The 16170-nt window shown below is 29.3% G+C and carries 15 protein-coding genes; 9 read left to right on the forward strand and 6 right to left on the reverse strand.

Features of this window, described 5'->3' with window-relative positions; all coding sequences use genetic code 11:
* From MR593_RS03240 to MR593_RS03250, 3 genes are all read left to right on the forward strand, one after another.
* Positions 1-670: branched-chain amino acid transport system II carrier protein (locus MR593_RS03240; RefSeq protein ID WP_290686876.1), on the forward strand; the 670-nt coding region annotated here is incomplete at its 5' end.
* Between the two features lie 121 nt (positions 671-791).
* Positions 792-1559 (forward strand): ribonuclease HII, encoded by a 768-nt coding sequence (locus MR593_RS03245; protein ID WP_290686878.1) that lies wholly within the window; start codon positions 792-794, stop codon positions 1557-1559.
* A gap of 75 nt (positions 1560-1634) precedes the next feature.
* Positions 1635-2654, forward strand: a complete 1020-nt coding sequence (locus MR593_RS03250) for an alpha-hydroxy-acid oxidizing protein (RefSeq protein WP_290686880.1) — start codon at positions 1635-1637, stop codon at positions 2652-2654.
* A gap of 65 nt (positions 2655-2719) precedes the next feature.
* Here MR593_RS03250 and MR593_RS03255 read toward each other — a convergent pair whose 3' ends face one another.
* The 6 genes from MR593_RS03255 to MR593_RS03280 form a co-directional block, all read right to left on the reverse strand.
* Positions 2720-3823 carry an ABC transporter permease gene (locus MR593_RS03255; protein WP_290686882.1) on the reverse strand — a complete coding sequence of 368 codons (1104 nt, stop codon included), beginning with the start codon at positions 3821-3823 and terminating at the stop codon, positions 2720-2722.
* The gene (locus MR593_RS03260) at positions 3824-4924 is read right to left on the reverse strand and encodes an ABC transporter permease (RefSeq protein ID WP_290686884.1); all 1101 of its coding nucleotides are present in this window, start codon (positions 4922-4924) and stop codon (positions 3824-3826) included.
* A gap of 13 nt (positions 4925-4937) precedes the next feature.
* Positions 4938-5876, reverse strand: coding sequence for an ABC transporter ATP-binding protein (locus MR593_RS03265; protein ID WP_290686886.1), 939 nt, complete (start codon positions 5874-5876; stop codon positions 4938-4940).
* A gap of 120 nt (positions 5877-5996) precedes the next feature.
* Entirely contained in the window at positions 5997-6641 is a 645-nt protein-coding gene (locus tag MR593_RS03270; protein WP_290686887.1) for a response regulator transcription factor, read from the reverse strand.
* The gene (locus MR593_RS03275) at positions 6634-7791 is read right to left on the reverse strand and encodes a sensor histidine kinase (protein WP_290686888.1); all 1158 of its coding nucleotides are present in this window, start codon (positions 7789-7791) and stop codon (positions 6634-6636) included. Before MR593_RS03275 ends, MR593_RS03270 begins: the two co-directional genes overlap by 8 nt.
* A 96-nt stretch (positions 7792-7887) precedes the next feature.
* On the reverse strand, positions 7888-9162 hold the full coding sequence (locus MR593_RS03280; RefSeq protein WP_290686889.1) for a CapA family protein: 1275 nt from the start codon (positions 9160-9162) through the stop codon (positions 7888-7890).
* Positions 9163-9320: 158 nt separating this feature from the next.
* Here MR593_RS03280 and MR593_RS03285 point away from each other — a divergent pair, with 158 nt between their 5' ends.
* From MR593_RS03285 to MR593_RS03310, 6 genes are all read left to right on the forward strand, one after another.
* Positions 9321-9692 carry a YraN family protein gene (locus tag MR593_RS03285; protein WP_290686891.1) on the forward strand — a complete coding sequence of 124 codons (372 nt, stop codon included), beginning with the start codon at positions 9321-9323 and terminating at the stop codon, positions 9690-9692.
* A 12-nt stretch (positions 9693-9704) separates the two neighbouring features.
* Entirely contained in the window at positions 9705-11237 is a 1533-nt protein-coding gene (locus tag MR593_RS03290; RefSeq protein ID WP_290686893.1) for a YifB family Mg chelatase-like AAA ATPase, read from the forward strand.
* A gap of 9 nt (positions 11238-11246) precedes the next feature.
* A complete protein-coding gene (gene dprA / locus MR593_RS03295; protein WP_290686896.1) occupies positions 11247-12350 on the forward strand; it encodes a DNA-processing protein DprA in 1104 nt (367 codons plus the stop codon).
* Between the two features lie 30 nt (positions 12351-12380).
* Positions 12381-14462 carry a type I DNA topoisomerase gene (gene topA, locus MR593_RS03300; RefSeq protein ID WP_290686898.1) on the forward strand — a complete coding sequence of 694 codons (2082 nt, stop codon included), beginning with the start codon at positions 12381-12383 and terminating at the stop codon, positions 14460-14462.
* A 178-nt stretch (positions 14463-14640) separates the two neighbouring features.
* Positions 14641-15426 (forward strand): GTP-sensing pleiotropic transcriptional regulator CodY, encoded by a 786-nt coding sequence (codY, locus tag MR593_RS03305; RefSeq protein ID WP_290686900.1) that lies wholly within the window; start codon positions 14641-14643, stop codon positions 15424-15426.
* A 72-nt stretch (positions 15427-15498) separates the two neighbouring features.
* A partial coding sequence (locus MR593_RS03310) for an AAA family ATPase (RefSeq protein ID WP_290686902.1) occupies positions 15499-16170 on the forward strand: 672 nt, incomplete at its 3' end.

A 16170-nucleotide genomic window follows, 5' to 3' on the forward strand; every position in this document is an offset into this window, starting at 1 on the left:
TAAAGAAGAAAAAGACAGAATAGATATACTTCTAAAAGCAGGAGTTGTAGCTGCAGTAGGTCTTACAGTTGTATACGGTGGGCTGACTTATCTTGGAGCGACAGTATCATCTGTATACGATATAAATGTTTCTCAATCATCTTTAATCGTTGCGATAACAAGCGCTCTACTTAAGACACCAGGCAAAATAATACTATCTATAATAGTTAGCTTAGCATGTCTTACAACAGCTATAGGTCTGACATCAGCTACAGCGGAGTATTTCTCAAATGTGACAAACGGAAAATTAAAATACGAACAATTAGTAGTAGCAGTATGTTTGTTCAGTTTAGTTATATCTAATTTAGGAGTGGATTCTATAATAAAAATTTCAGCTCCAATACTGAGCTTGATATATCCAGCGACAATAGTTTTAATAGTTATGACTATATTTAAAAAATTCTTTAAAAACGACAATATAGTAAAATTTTCAACTTATACAGCGCTTTTTATGGGTATACTTATGGCAATTAATGACTTAGGTATAAATATACCTGTTTTAGATATATTACCTCTTGCAAATCTAGGTTTTTGTTGGGTAGTTCCGACATTTGTAGGTGGATTTGTCGGTTACTTTATAAAATCAAATAGAAATTATGAATTAGAAGAAGATGAAGAAATAGCAATTTAAAATACAAATCGCCAGGTAATTTATTTTATTGAGTTACTTGGCGATTTTTTGTATTATAATAGAGTACAATAAATTTAGATATAATATTTGTAAAATTAAGCAATAAAAATAGAGGTGGCGTATGAAGGATAAAAGCGTAAAAGAAATTAAGGCTATTATAGAAAATTTAAAAGAAGAGGAATATCAAAAGTATATAGATATATTAAATCAAGACGATAGAAAATCAGTTCAAAATCTAGCAAAGAGCTTAAGTAAAAAATTAGAAAAAATTAAAAAGGAAGAAGAGAGACTTGAGCTTATAAATACATTTGAAAATGAAGGATATAAAAATGGATATGTATATATAGGTGGAGTTGACGAGGCAGGTAGAGGACCTTTAGCAGGACCTGTTGTAGCTAGTGTAGTAGTCTTTGAAAAAGACACTAAAATACCTTATGTAAATGACTCTAAGAAGTTATCTGAAGCTAAAAGAGACGAATTATTTGATGTAATAAAGAAACAGGCTCTAGACTACGGCATAGGTATAGTAGATAATGAAGAAATAGACGAGTACAATATTTTAAATGCTACATATATGGCTATGAAAAAGGCTATAAATTCATTAAATAAAAAGCCAGATTATCTACTTTTAGATGCAGTCACTATTCCTGATTTAGATATAAAACAATTTCCTATAGTAAAGGGAGATTCAAAGTCAATTTCGATTGCAGCGGCGAGTATACTAGCAAAAGTAACTAGGGATAGACTTATGTACAAGTACGATGAAATATATCCACAATACGGATTTAAACACCATAAAGGCTATGGAACAAAGGAGCATTACGAGGCTATCGAAAAATTTGGAATAACTCCAATTCATAGGAAAAGTTTTTTGAAAAATGTGTTATAATTATGATGATATGAAAACAAAATATTAAAAGTCTTCATGGAAAATTCAAAACGATTATTTTAGGGGGATAAAGCAATGGATTACAAGGAAGTTTTAAAAAATGCAAAAGAAAATTTAAATGGAAGTTGTAGAGTATGTAAAACATGTAACGGTGTAGCATGTTCTGGAGAAGTACCTGGAATGGGTGGAAAAGGAACAGGTTCAGCTTTCACTGAAAACATAAAAAGCTTAGACAAAATCAAAATAAATATGAGAGTTTTACACGATGTAAAAAATCCTGACACATCAGTAGAAATGTTTGGTAAAAAAATGAAGGCTCCTATATTTGCAGCTCCAGTATCTGGAACAACTTTAAATATGGGTGGAAAATACTCAGAAAAAGAATATATATCATGGGTAATAGAAGGATGTTTAAAAGCTGGAATATATCCAATGGTAGGGGATACAGCAGTAGAAACTTTCTTAACAGATAATCTAGAAGTATTAAAAGAAAAAAATGCAGATGGTATAGCATTTATAAAACCATGGGAAAATGAAGCAATAATTTCAAAAATGAAATTAGCTGAAGATGCAGGTGTATTTGCTCTAGGAGTAGATGTAGATGCTTGTGGATTAGTTACATTATCATTACATGGAAAAAATGTAGAACCAAAAACTTTAGATAAAATAAAAGAATTAAAGAAAGCTACAAAATTACCTTTCATATTAAAGGGAATTATGACAGTTGATGAAGCAATACTAGCTGTAGAAGCTGGTGTAGATGCAATAGTTGTATCTAACCACGGTGGTAGAGTTTTAGACTGTACTCCAGGGGCAGCAGACGTATTACCAGGGATAGCTAAAGCTGTAAAAGGTAAAACTATAATACTTGCAGATGGCGGTGTTAGAACAGGTGTAGACGTATTAAAATTAATAGCTCTAGGAGCTGATGGTGTTTTAATAGGTAGACCATTTGTAACTGCTTCATTCGGTGGAGGCACTGAAGGTGTAGAAATCTATGTAAATAAGATAATATCTGAACTTGAAGCTACTATGAGACTTACTGGATGTGCTACAATAGCTGATATAGATGAAAGAGTATTATTTAATTATTAATTTTATAAATTAAACAATTATTAGAGTTAAGAAAAGAGGCTTAAATTTAGCCTCTTTTTTAAAATTTAATTTTTAGCAAATTCTTTTAATTTAAAGCTTCCAGCAGTTACAAATACAAGACTTAAAAGCATTAATACGATTATATTTTTAAAATAATTTTCATTTATAATGGCATCTACAGTCCAGTATATAGGCATAAATTTAGATATATTTACGACAAAAGGTATATCAATTCCTAAATTTGGTGTTATAGAAGGAAGTGCTGTAGCCAAGCTAAAAAGTACATACCCAACCATGGCGAAAGAAATAGTGGCCTCGTTTTTGCAAAGTCTAGCCAAGAACATTATAATTCCAGTGCAAAGTAGGCTATTTGATAAAATCAGCAATATGTTACAGGTATTTATATTGATATCGAGTATAATATTGCAGGCGACTAAAGTCGTCGTATACACTAATGCTTGTATTAAAAATAAACTTAGAAATAGAGAAAATAGAATCTCAAAATCCTTATTTTTAGTCGATAACATTCTTCTCAAAGTATTTGATTTTTTTAAACCTAGTAAATCCTTACAAATTATAGCTCCATTTATATATATCATGTAGCATATCAAAAATACATGCATAAAATCTGATTTTAAAGAGCTTTCTGCTTTTGCTATTACACTTGTTTTTATATATTTTGAAGAAAAGCTTGGATCAATTTGCTTTTTCAAGGATGTATTTATAAATGTCTCTATTTTAGATTCAGAGAGCAAGCTACCTCCTCCTTTTGAGGTTTTGATTACATCTACGGTAGGCTTTTGACCGTTTTTTATCATTTCTGAAAAATTGTCATCTATAATAAATACAGCTGCAAATTTATTGTTTTTTAGCTGTTTTAAGGCTTCATTTTTTTGATTTAAGCTGTATATATAATCATTTGAAATACCTAATTCTTTTATTAGAGCTTTTTGGTACTTAGTGTCTAATGATTTATCAGAAGTATTGCTTTCTAAATTACAAACTAAAGCTATATTTTCTAGTGAACCTGATTGTGAGCTTGAAACTCCATCAGATAAGAATATACAAAATCCTATCACAACTAAGGGTGCTAGTATAAGTGAGAATAATATAGAAGGTATTTTTGTATATCTTTTTAAATTAGCAAATGTAAGTCTTATAATATTCATTTAAATCTCCCTCCAACTGTATTTTACTTTTAAAGAAGTTATAACTATTAAAATTACAGATATTATCAAGCATAAATATAAATAATTACTCACAGAAGAAAATGTGTTGTATACATTGTAGTTAGTAAACATCTCTGTAACTATATAGCATGGATTTAGATTTGAAAATTTATCTAAAAAATCTGAAAAACCAGATAACATACCTCCAAATAAAACTTGTGCCATCATAAGAGCATATGCTATACCTTGACCTATAGCTTTATTAAAGAAGTTGTATAAAAACAATGTAAAGCTACTTATAAGTAGAGAAATTGCAAATATCATTGAAATTAAAATTACGATATTTCCAGTAAATGATATTTTTAAAAATCTAAAAAATACAGCATATAAGAGAATAAACGTAAATGAATAAATAGTTGAAGTCACTATATCGTGCATCAAGAGCTCTATCCTTCCAATAGGCATTGAATAATTTCTTTTTACGAAGCCATTTGAATCTGAAAGGTAATTTGCAGAAACATTATTTGTTATAAATATTATGGCTAAAAATCCTAACATAGTTATAGCAAAAAATTCATATGAATTTTGCTTTATATTGCTGTCTATTAGTTGAGTATTTAGTGATGATTTATTAAAAATTTCTTCTATATTATCTTTATTTAAATTATTTTCTATTGACGATAAGTAAATTGATTCATGATAATTATCGAATAGATTTTGTATTAAAGCTGTAGAATTAATAGAAGACAATTCTTTTATTTCTATATTTGTCTGAGTTTTATTTAAAATATGTTTTTCATATCCTTTAGGAATAGTCACCTGTAAGTCTGAATTATCTCTGTTTTTTTCTATTTTTACAATTTCAGATAGATTATTTTTGCAAAAATCCTTAAAGTAAGCAGAATAAGTAGATTTATCATTGTCTACAATAGTTATAGGTACTGGATCTGTTTTTATAGGGTTTTCGTATAATTTTTCTTCTATCATTCCCATGAAAAATGCAAGGCCCAATGGTAATATCAAAAAATACGCCAAATTTATTAAAAAAGTGCTTTTGATGGATTTGAATAAAATTTTAATAGAACCGTATAATTTCATCATAATGTAGCACCTCCTAATCCCTAAGATTTTTTCCAGTTAGATTTAAAAATACATCTTCTAAGCTCGGATTTTCGTAATTTATTTCTGAAATAGAGCCTTTATCGTATTCTATCAGTGAAATTGCATTAGAAAGTGAAAAATCTTCGTCTACAACTAGCGATATACATGTATTTTCATTTTCTTCTAATGAAACCACTCCTTTTAGATTTTTTAAATTAAATAGAAGATCTCCAGATATCTTATCTATTTTTATATTTAATTTTTTATTTGAAAATACAAGTGATTTAAGGTAATCTTGAGTACCTGATGCTATTTCCTTTCCTTCATCTATTATAAATATTTTTGAGCAAAGATGTTCTACCTCCTCCATATAGTGGGAAGTATATATGATAGTAGTGTTATTTTCATTTGATAATTTTCTTAAAAAATCAAATATATGGTTTCTAGATTGAGGGTCTACTCCTACAGTCGGCTCATCTAAAATCAATATTTTAGGATGATTTAAAATAGCTATAGCTAGGTTCAGTCTTCTTTTCATACCACCTGATAGCTTGCTTATTTTTTTCTTTTTGACATCTACAAGTCCTGCAAATTCTAGGGCTTCGTTTATTCTGTCTTTTAAAAGTTTACCACTCAACCCATATAAGTAACCAAAATACTCTAGGTTGTCGTAAGGAGTAAGCTGCTCTATTATTGCTAGCTCTTGAGGAACTAGACCGATTATAGATTTTATATAAATTGTATCCTCTAATAGATTTTTACCTTCTACAAAAACATTTCCACTGTCTGCCATCATAAGGTTAGTTATAATATTTATCAAGGTAGATTTTCCGGCTCCATTAGGTCCTATAAGTCCAAATATTTCGCCTTCCTCTATGTCGAAGCTTATATTGTCTAGGACTAATTTATCTTTGAATCTTTTCGTTATGTTTTCGACTTTTATAATACTCATTTTTCCCCTCCAAAATTTAAATTTTCTTATACTAATATATTAGAATATATTTAAAGCGACTACTACAACCGAAAGTAATAAAAAAAAGTGACTTATGTCACTTTTTAAAATACAAAATAATTATTCAGCAATATCGTTTTTAAAGGCAAATATAGCTATTTGAGTTCTATCCCTTAGATTTAGTTTATTTAAAATATTTGTTATGTTGTTTTTTATAGTTCCTTCAGATAAAAATAGTTCGTGGCTTATTTCTCTATTTGAAAGCCCTTTTGATATTAGCTTTATAATATTTATTTCTTTTTCACTTAAATTGTATTTAGCCCTTATGTCTATATTCGGCTTAGCGCTAGTAGAAGATATTACCTTAGATATTATATTTTTATCTAAAACTATATTTCCAGTGAAGCTAGATCTTATTCCTTCGTACAGTATTTCATCAGAGCTATCCTTTAACAGGTAGCCAGATGCACCGAAATTCATCGCATCCTTTATATATTTATCATCGTTAAATGTAGTTAAAATAAGTACTGATATATCTGGATTGTATTCCTTTATAAGTCTAGTTCCTAAAACACCATCGCATAGCTTCATTCTAATATCCATCAAAACTACATCTACATCGTTTTGCTTGCAAAATTCAAGGGCTTCATATCCGTCAGATACATCGCCTATTATTTCTAAATCTTCATATGAAGATAAAATTATTTTAAGTCCTTTTCTTATAAGCTTTTCATCGTCTACTATTAAAACCTTTATCTTATTCAATAAAATCACCCCTTATATATTTTGGAAAATTGCCTTGCACCAAAAATCTGTCATCTGTATTTACGAATTTAATATCCCCATCTATTTCCATGATTCGTTCACTTATGCTGTTTAATCCATTGCCCTTTTTTATATTCTCACACCCTATACCGTTGTCTTTAATAGAAATAGTGCAGCTATCGTTGTTAAATGTTATAAAAACCTTGATTTTACTTGCATGACCGTGTTTTAAGGAGTTTGATAGAGATTCTTGGATTATCCTATATACAGAGCTAAATTGGATTGATGATAGAGGCCATGTATTTTTAGAAATAGTACATTTTACATCTACGTTGCTTAGCTTTTCAAATTGTTTTATAAGTTCTTCTATTTTAAATAGATTTTGGTATTTTTCGTATTCTGTAGGTTTTAGCTTTGATACAGCATTTCTGACATCTATATAGCTTTTATTTACAAATTCTCTTAGCTCGTGTACTAATTCAAATAAATCTTCGTCTTTTTTCAGAAGCTTTTCTAATGCTCCTAATTGGATAATAGTAGTCGATAATGCATGACCTACACTATCGTGAATTTCCCTTGAAATCCTGTTTCTTTCTTTTAATATAGTCAGCTCTTCTATAGAACTTGCATATATTTCTAATTCTTTATTTGCTTTTTTTAGATTATCTTCAGAAATTCTAAGCTTATCGTATAAATTTTGATAATTCAATTTAGATAGACTTTGATTGTAGATATAATCCGACAACAAAAAAACTATAAGTAGAATCGATGAATTTTCTACAGCAACAATAATAGAGCTTTCTATTTGCAATAAAATAGATATTGATAAGATTATAAAAATCAATGCGTATTTTAGCTTATCGATAGTTAAAGATGAAATATCTATTATTATTGGTATAAGATAAAATATTGTAAAATGATCGCTCAATTTATACATAGTTAATACGATAAAAATTTCTAAAAATATAGATATATAGTTTTGGATTTTATGCTTTTGTAAATTAAAAAATCTAAGTTGATTATTTATAAAAAATAAAAGAAGGACTGTTACAACAGATAGAGATAACATGTTAAAATAGCTTGAATAATCGATTAAAACTAAAAACAGTGAAATATACCTGATGTATAAGATTAATTTTGATTTATCCATAGGAACTCCTTTCTAATATTTATTTTGATTAAATTTATATAATATAAAAATTAGCCTATGAATTAATTATAGGCTAATTATATAATATATTTTGTTTTAATTTTCAAACGGACTTTCGATGACACTTATCTTATCATCTGTCTTTATCTGATCAGCAGTGTTTTTATAAGATTGTTTTAAATAGCTTGAATTTAAATACGATGTTTTGCTTAAAATATCGTCTGCAATAGGTATTATTTCATATACATAATTTGAGCCACCACTATATTTAGCTACCCATGTAGGTATACAAGTAACTTTTTCGACTGTAGCTTCTTTTTCATCGCTTTTCTTCTTTATATCTATATTTACCATAAGGCCGTCTTCAGTGTACATACTCAAGTATTCTCTTCTTTGGTTTGAGATATAATTTCCAAGAGAGTATATTACTAGTGTTTCGTGCTTTTTATCACTTGATTTTATCATTTGAACAGGTTGAACAACGTGAGGATGAGATCCTATTATAATATCTACACCGGCATCACAAAGCTTTTGTGCAAGTTCTGTTTGGAATGTGCTAGGAGTTCTGCTGTATTCATCTCCCCAGTGAAGGATTACTATTTGCATATCTGTGTCATCTTTGTATTTTTCGACAGTAGAGTAGATAGTATCGAAGGCTTCATCTGAATCTGTAGCGTTAAATACATTCATCAAGTTTGTTTTGTCGCTTGATACTTTTATGCCGTTTAAATATTTAGTTCCGTTTTTTATTTCGCCATAAGAATATGATGTAATACCTAATTTTATGTTGTTTACATCTTCTATTATGTATTCGTCGTCTGATTCGTTTTCTCTAGTACCTACAGTGTCAAATCCCTTTTCCTTAAGGGTAGCTAATGTACGTTCAACTCCAAGGCTAGACATATCAAAGCTGTGGTTGTTAATAGTAGATAGTAAATCAAAACCAGTATTTTTTAAGGCGTCTGCAATTGCATCTGGTGTGTTAAAGGTTGGGTAAGAGCTGTATGCATATACATCGTCTTTACAAAGAGTAGTTTCTAAATTTGCTATTGCTAAATCTGATTTTTCTACGTATTTTTTTACATATTTGTAGTTGTTGTCGAAGGAATATTCCTTAGTAGAAGCGTTGTACTGTGCTTTAAGCTGAGGCATATGAGCCATGACATCACCGCATGCAGTCAGTGAAGCTTCATATGTTTCAGTTTTTGTATTTGTTTTATTTATGTTATCAACTACTGATGTATTATTTGGTTTGTTTAATATTTTGGTTGCTGCTATTACTACAACTAATAGAAGTGCAATTAGGCAGCCTAAAAATATTTTTCCCCTTTTATTTAATCTTGTTTTTTTAGAATTTCTTTTTTTACTCATAATTTAACCCCCATTAGAAACGTATTCATTAATTATAATATATTTAATTGTAAAAATTTTCAATTAAAATCTGAAAAAGTGTATATATTGTAACTTTTATGACTAAAATAAAAAAGTCTATATTGGAAAATTAAATTTTGGAAATAGCAGGTGTAGTTATGGATAATTATGAAATATTCAAATCTCTAGATAATGTAAAAAAGGGAAAAATAGGTGAAAAAATAGCTCAAAAATACCTCATCTCTGTAGGTATGAATATAATTTGTACCAATTATAGGACTAAATTTGGCGAGGTAGATATAATTGCAAGATTTAAAAATAAGCTAGTATTTGTAGAAGTAAAATCTAGAACATCTAAAAATTATGGACTCGCCTGTGAAGCGGTAGATTTAAAAAAGGTCAAGAAGATAACTTCTGTAGCGAAGTATTATATTTTAGAGAATAATTTAAAAAATTGCGAGATAAGATTTGATGTTGTGGAGGTTTATTTCGATGAAGAGAGGATAAACCATATAGAAAATGCGTTTTAAGAAAGGAATAATATGTTAAGTATAATTAATTCATGTAATTTATCAGGAATAGATGGTTTTATAGTAAACGTGGAGGTCGATATTACTAGAGGTATGCCTTGTTTCAATATAGTGGGGCTAGCTAGTACGGAGGTAAAAGAGGCAAAAGAAAGAGTGAAGTCGGCGATTATAAATAGTGAATTTGATTTTCCGACTAAGAGAATAGTAGTAAATCTATCTCCTGCAGATATAAAAAAGGAGGGTTCTCTGTTGGATTTGCCGATGTCTATAGGATTGCTTAGAAATTACATAACAAGAGATATAGATTATTTTAGGAAAACTGTATTTGTTGGAGAGCTTTCATTAGACGGAACCTTAAAGAAAATAAGAGGCGTTTTACCGATTGTTTTAAGTGCGAAGGAAAAGGGATATAAGAGGATATTTATACCATATGGCAATTTACTAGAAGCATCTTATGTAGATGGTATAGAAGTAATTCCCGTAAAAAATTTAAGACAATGTATAGGATATATAAATGGGAAAATAGATTTAAACTTAGGTCAAATATTTTCTGATATAGATAAAAATACAAAGGAGGAAGAATATGAAGAAGATTTTTCTGATGTCAAGGGTAATTACTTTGTCAAAAGAGGACTTGAAATTGCAGCTGGTGGAAATCACAATACGATTTTAATAGGCCCTCCTGGTACAGGCAAGACTATGATGGCTAGAAGAGTTAGGACTATACTTCCCGATTTGGATAAGGAGGAAAAAATTGAGATAAGCAAGATTTATAGTATAGCTGGACTTATCGACAATAATATTGGAATAGTAAATAAAAGACCCTTTAGATCTCCTCATCATAGCGCTACGACGACATCTTTAATTGGAGGCGGAGTGAAGTCTACTCCAGGGGAAATTGTTTTGGCACATAGAGGGATCCTATTTTTAGACGAATTATCTGAGTTTAATAGAAAAACGCTGGAAATGCTTAGACAGCCTATAGAAGATGGTTTTATAAACTTGTCTAGATTGAAATACTACATAAAATACCCTTGTAAAACTTTAATAATTGCCGCTATGAATCCTTGTCCATGTGGATATTTTATGTCTGATACTCCGTGCAAATGTTCAGCATACGAAGTAATAAGATATAAAAATAAAATTTCGGGACCTCTTTTAGATAGATTTGACTTATTTTTACCAGTTGATTCAATTGAACACGGTGAATTTAGCGAGGATAATTTTAATGAATCATCTGCTAGTATAAAGAAGAGAGTTCAAAATGCAAAGGATATGCAAAAAAATAGATTTAAAGATAGCGATATAAAGAGCAACGATGAAATAAAATCATCTCAAATAAATAAATACTGCAAATTAGATAGAGAAAGCGAGCAAATTGCTAAAAAAATATTTGACAAATATAAATTGAGCAATAGAAGCTATACTAAATTACTAAAAACAGCTAGGACTATAGCTGATTTAGAATCGAGTGAAGATATAAATAAAAATCATATATTAGAGGCTTTTTCATATAGAAAGGGCTATTACAAATATTTTAAATGAGGTGAAAATATGGAAAAAAAGGACATGTACTTGCTTTTAAGTTCTATATATAGAATAAATCAATTAGAAGTGGATATATTAAAAGAAGACTTTAAATCACTGGAAAATTTAATGGAGGTAGATAAGAGGGAAATTCTTCAAAATAAAAAATTAGATTCAAAATTATTAAGAAATATAGTAAAATATAGAAGCTATTCACGAATTGATAAAATTAAAGAAATTTTATATAATAACAAAATACAATGTGTTTGCATTGAGGATGAAGATTATCCAGAACAATTAAAGCATATTGCGTTCCCTCCACCTATATTATTTTATAAGGGAGATATTTCTTTTTTAAAAATGGAGCAGACATTAGCTGTAGTAGGTTCGAGAACTCCTACACAATACGGTTTATATTGTGTTAGAAAATTAACAAAGGAATTATCATCTGTGGGTGTAAATATTGTAAGTGGACTTGCCTTAGGAATTGATTCTGAAGCACATATGGCTTGTATGAAAGGTAAAAATGGAAAAACTGCTGCGATATTAGGTGGCCCTATAGACGAAATAAGACCAGCTAAAAATATACCTGTAGCCGAAAAAATTTTAGAAAATGGTGGATCTATAATATCAGAGTTTTTTATTAGTTCTAAAATATATCCTTCAAATTTTGTTCAGAGAAATAGAATTATAAGCGGGCTGTGTAAAGGGACTTTAGTTGTAGAAGCTGCAGATGGTAGTGGTGCTTTAACTACTGCAAATTATGCTTTACAGCAGAATAGATCAGTTTTAGCAATACCAGGACCTATAAATTCTCCAAAGAGCGAAGGATGTAATGAACTTTTAGAAAAAGGCGCAAAAGTAACTAGAAATTTTAAAGATATTATGGAGGAGTGTAAATTTTCTTCTTTAAATAATTCTAAAGATAGTATAGAATATGATATTAAGGGTTTGAATTGTGAGCAAATTGCAATTTTAGATTTAATGAAAAGACAAGGTAATATAAAAATAGATGATATTTGTAATTATACTGATATTGACATAAAGACAATAAATTCAAATATAAATGAACTATTGATAAACGATTATATTATTGAAATGGAAAATAAAACTTATGGATTTAACGTTTAATCGAAAAAGTAAGTGGGGGTGTAATAAAATATGGCGAAAGCATTAGTAATTGTCGAATCGCCAGCTAAGGCTAAAACAATAGAAAAGTTTTTAGGAAAAAGTCACTATACAGTAAAGGCTTCTGTAGGACATGTAAGAGATTTACCTAAAAGTCAATTAGGCGTTGATATAGAAAATAACTTTGAACCTAAATATATAAATATAAGGGGAAAAGGAGATTTAATTAAAGAACTAAAAAAAGAAGCTAAAAAGGCTAAGAAAGTATATTTAGCAACCGACCCTGATAGAGAGGGAGAAGCAATTTCTTGGCATCTATCTTATATTTTAAATATAGATGAAAAGGAAGAATGCAGGATTGAATTTAATGAAATAACAAAGGATGCAATCAAAAAGGCTATAAAAAATCCAAGAAGTATAGATCGAAATCTAGTTGATGCTCAACAGGCAAGAAGAGTTTTAGATAGACTTTTAGGGTATCAAATAAGTCCTATCTTGTGGCAAAAGGTTAGAAAAGGTTTAAGTGCAGGTAGGGTTCAATCTGTAACAACTAAATTAGTATGTGAAAGAGAAGAGGAAATCAATTCTTTCATACCTAAGGAATACTGGACAATAGATTTGATTGTAAAAAATAAAGATGGTGAAGAGTTTACTTTAAAATTCTATGGAGAAGACGGCAAAAAAATAGAATTAGAAAATGAAAAACAAGTAAAAGAAATTCTAGAAATAATAAAAAATAACGATTTAGTAGTAAATAAAATAGAATCTAAGAGTCGTAGAAAATCAGCTCCAAAACCATTTACTACAAGTGTGCTTCAACAGGATGCTGCAAATAGACTAAATTTTACAACTAAAAAGACTATGATGGTAGCACAAGAGCTGTATGAAGGTATCGATATAAAAGGGGAAGGAACTGTAGGTCTTATATCTTATATAAGAACAGATTCCAAGAGAATATCAGAAGAGGCGAAGGAAAAGGCCAAGAATTATATAGTAGAATCAATAGGAGAAAATTACTATAAAAATCAAACAAAAGAAAATAAATCTAAAAAAGATGATAAAAAAGTACAAGATGCTCACGAAGCTATTAGACCAACTTCTGTAGAGAGAACACCAGATAGCATAAAGGATTCCTTGAGCAAAGACCAATATAAGCTTTACAATTTGATTTGGAGAAGATTTGTCGCAAGTCAAATGGAGGATTCAGTATTTGATGTTTTAAATGTCGAATGTAAAATTTCAAACTTAGTGTTTAAGGCAACTGGTTCTAAACTTAAATTTGATGGATATACAAAGATATACAACTTTACAGAAAGAGAAGATAAAATACTTCCAAGCTTAAGTGAAGGTGAAAATTTAAAAATAGAAAAAGAAGATCCAGCTCAACATTTTACATCTCCTCCACCTAGATATACTGAGGCTAGCTTAGTAAAGACTTTAGAAGAGCTTGGAATAGGTAGACCAAGTACTTATGCGCCGACTATAACTACTATACTAAATAGAGGATATGTTGAAAAAGACGGAACTAGCTTACTTCCGACTGAATTGGGAATTATAGTTACAAAGATACTAGATGAAAATTTTCAAAAATTCATGGATGTAGATTTCACTGCTAATATGGAATCTCAACTAGATGAAATTGAAGAAGGTAATGCAGAATGGAAAAAAGTAGTAGAAGAGTTTTATTCACCATTGAAGGAAGCTATTAGAATTGCTATGGAAAAAATAGAAAAAGTAAATATGGATGAGGAAACTGATGAAATTTGCGAAATTTGCGGCGCCAATATGGTGATAAAATACGGTAGATTTGGTAAATTTATGGCTTGTAAAAATTATCCAGAATGCAAAAATACTAGACCTATTGTAAATAAAATCGGTGTAAAATGTCCAAAATGCAAAGACGGAGATGTGATAATGAGAAAAAGTAAAAAAAATAAAGTATTTTACGGATGCTCAAATTATCCAGAGTGTGATTTTGTAGCGTGGAATAAACCAGTTGAAGAGGTTTGTGAGAAATGTGGCTCTTATATGTATGAAAAATATTCAAAATCAGGAAAGAAAATAGTTTGTTCAAATAAAGAATGTAAAAATGAAAAAATTGTTGAAGATGAATAAAATTACAATCAAAAACAATATTATTGAAATGCGTGAAAATTTAAAATATTAAATTATATTTGTTGAATTGGATAAAAAAATATGTTAATATTACATTGTGAGACTGTTAATTATATGACATAGTTAGATTAGATTTATAAATTTATATTATATTGACTTAAATTAAGGAGAGGATAATATGGCAAGTGAAGTGCTACAAAAAACTAGAAGAATAAATAAGACTTTGCAAACTAGTAGCGGAACTAAAGTATCTTTTGATAGATTAGCTGAGACATTAGGAGAGGTTCTAGATGCTAATGTTTATGTTTTAAATACAAAAGGTAAAATATTAGGCCTATATCTTACAGACGTACAAGATAGTTCTGTTATAGAAGATGAAGAGACAAAACAAAAGAGATTTTCAAAAGAATACAACGATAGTTTACTTAAAGTGTCAGAAACACTAGAAAATTTAACTGGAGAAGAGTTAGTCAAATTATTCCCTGATGAATACAATAGAAGTGAAAAATACTTGACAATAGTTCCAATACTTGGAAGCGGTCAAAGATTAGGATCATTAGTATTATCAAGATACGATAAGACTTTCAATGATGACGATTTAGTTATATCAGAATATAGTGCTACTGTAATAGGTATGGAAATACTAAAATCTCAAAGCGAAGAATTAGAAATTGAAATGCGTAAAAAAGCCGTAGTTCAAATGGCAATAGGAACTCTTTCTTATTCTGAGCTTGAAGCAGTTGAACATATATTTAATGAATTAAATGGAAAAGAAGGTCTACTAGTAGCTAGTAAAATAGCTGATAGAGTTGGAATAACAAGATCAGTAATAGTAAATGCCTTGAGAAAATTTGAAAGTGCTGGTGTTATTGAATCTAGATCTTTAGGTATGAAGGGTACTCACATAAAGATACTTAATGACAAATTAATACCAGAACTTAAAAAAGTAAGAAATAATTATTAATCTATAAAATTGATGAAAATCCTTCTTTATTAAAGAAGGATTTTTTCATTATTCCAAATGAGGAGAAAAAATATGCAACCTTTAGCAGATAAATTAAGACCAGAGACTATAGACGATATGGTAGGGCAATCGCATATAATCGGAAAGGGAAAGATAATAAATAAGCTGATAGAAAATAAAACAATTCCAAATATGATTTTATACGGTCCACCTGGAACTGGAAAGACGACTTTAGCAAATATAATAGCAAATGTTACTGGAAAAAAATATATAAAGCTAAATGCCGTTAATTGTGGAGTAAAAGAAATAAAAGAAGCAATAGATAACAGCAAGAGAGATTTATTTTCATATAATGGTGTAATATTGATGTTAGATGAGATACAGGCGTTAAATAAAAAGCAACAACAGTCTCTACTTGAAGTAATAGAAGAGGGTTCTGTAACTTTAATAGCCAGTACAGCTGATAATCCTTATTTTGTGGTGTATAAAGCCATTTTAAGTAGAAGTACAGTATTTGAATTTAAGCCTATAAAAAAGGAAGATATCTATAAAGGACTTAAAAGGGCAGTAGATAAATTAAACAATTTATATACATATGAGAGTATAAATGTTGAAGATGAAGCCTTAAAATACATAGCAAACACTTGTAATGGAGATATGAGAAGCGCTTTAAATAAATTAGAGCTCGTATTCAATATAGGAATAGATGTAGGAAATAATTCAGTAAATATAACGTTAGAGGAT

The sequence above is a fragment of the Intestinibacter sp. genome, from assembly GCF_022780145.1.
Lineage (GTDB): Bacteria > Bacillota > Clostridia > Peptostreptococcales > Peptostreptococcaceae > Intestinibacter.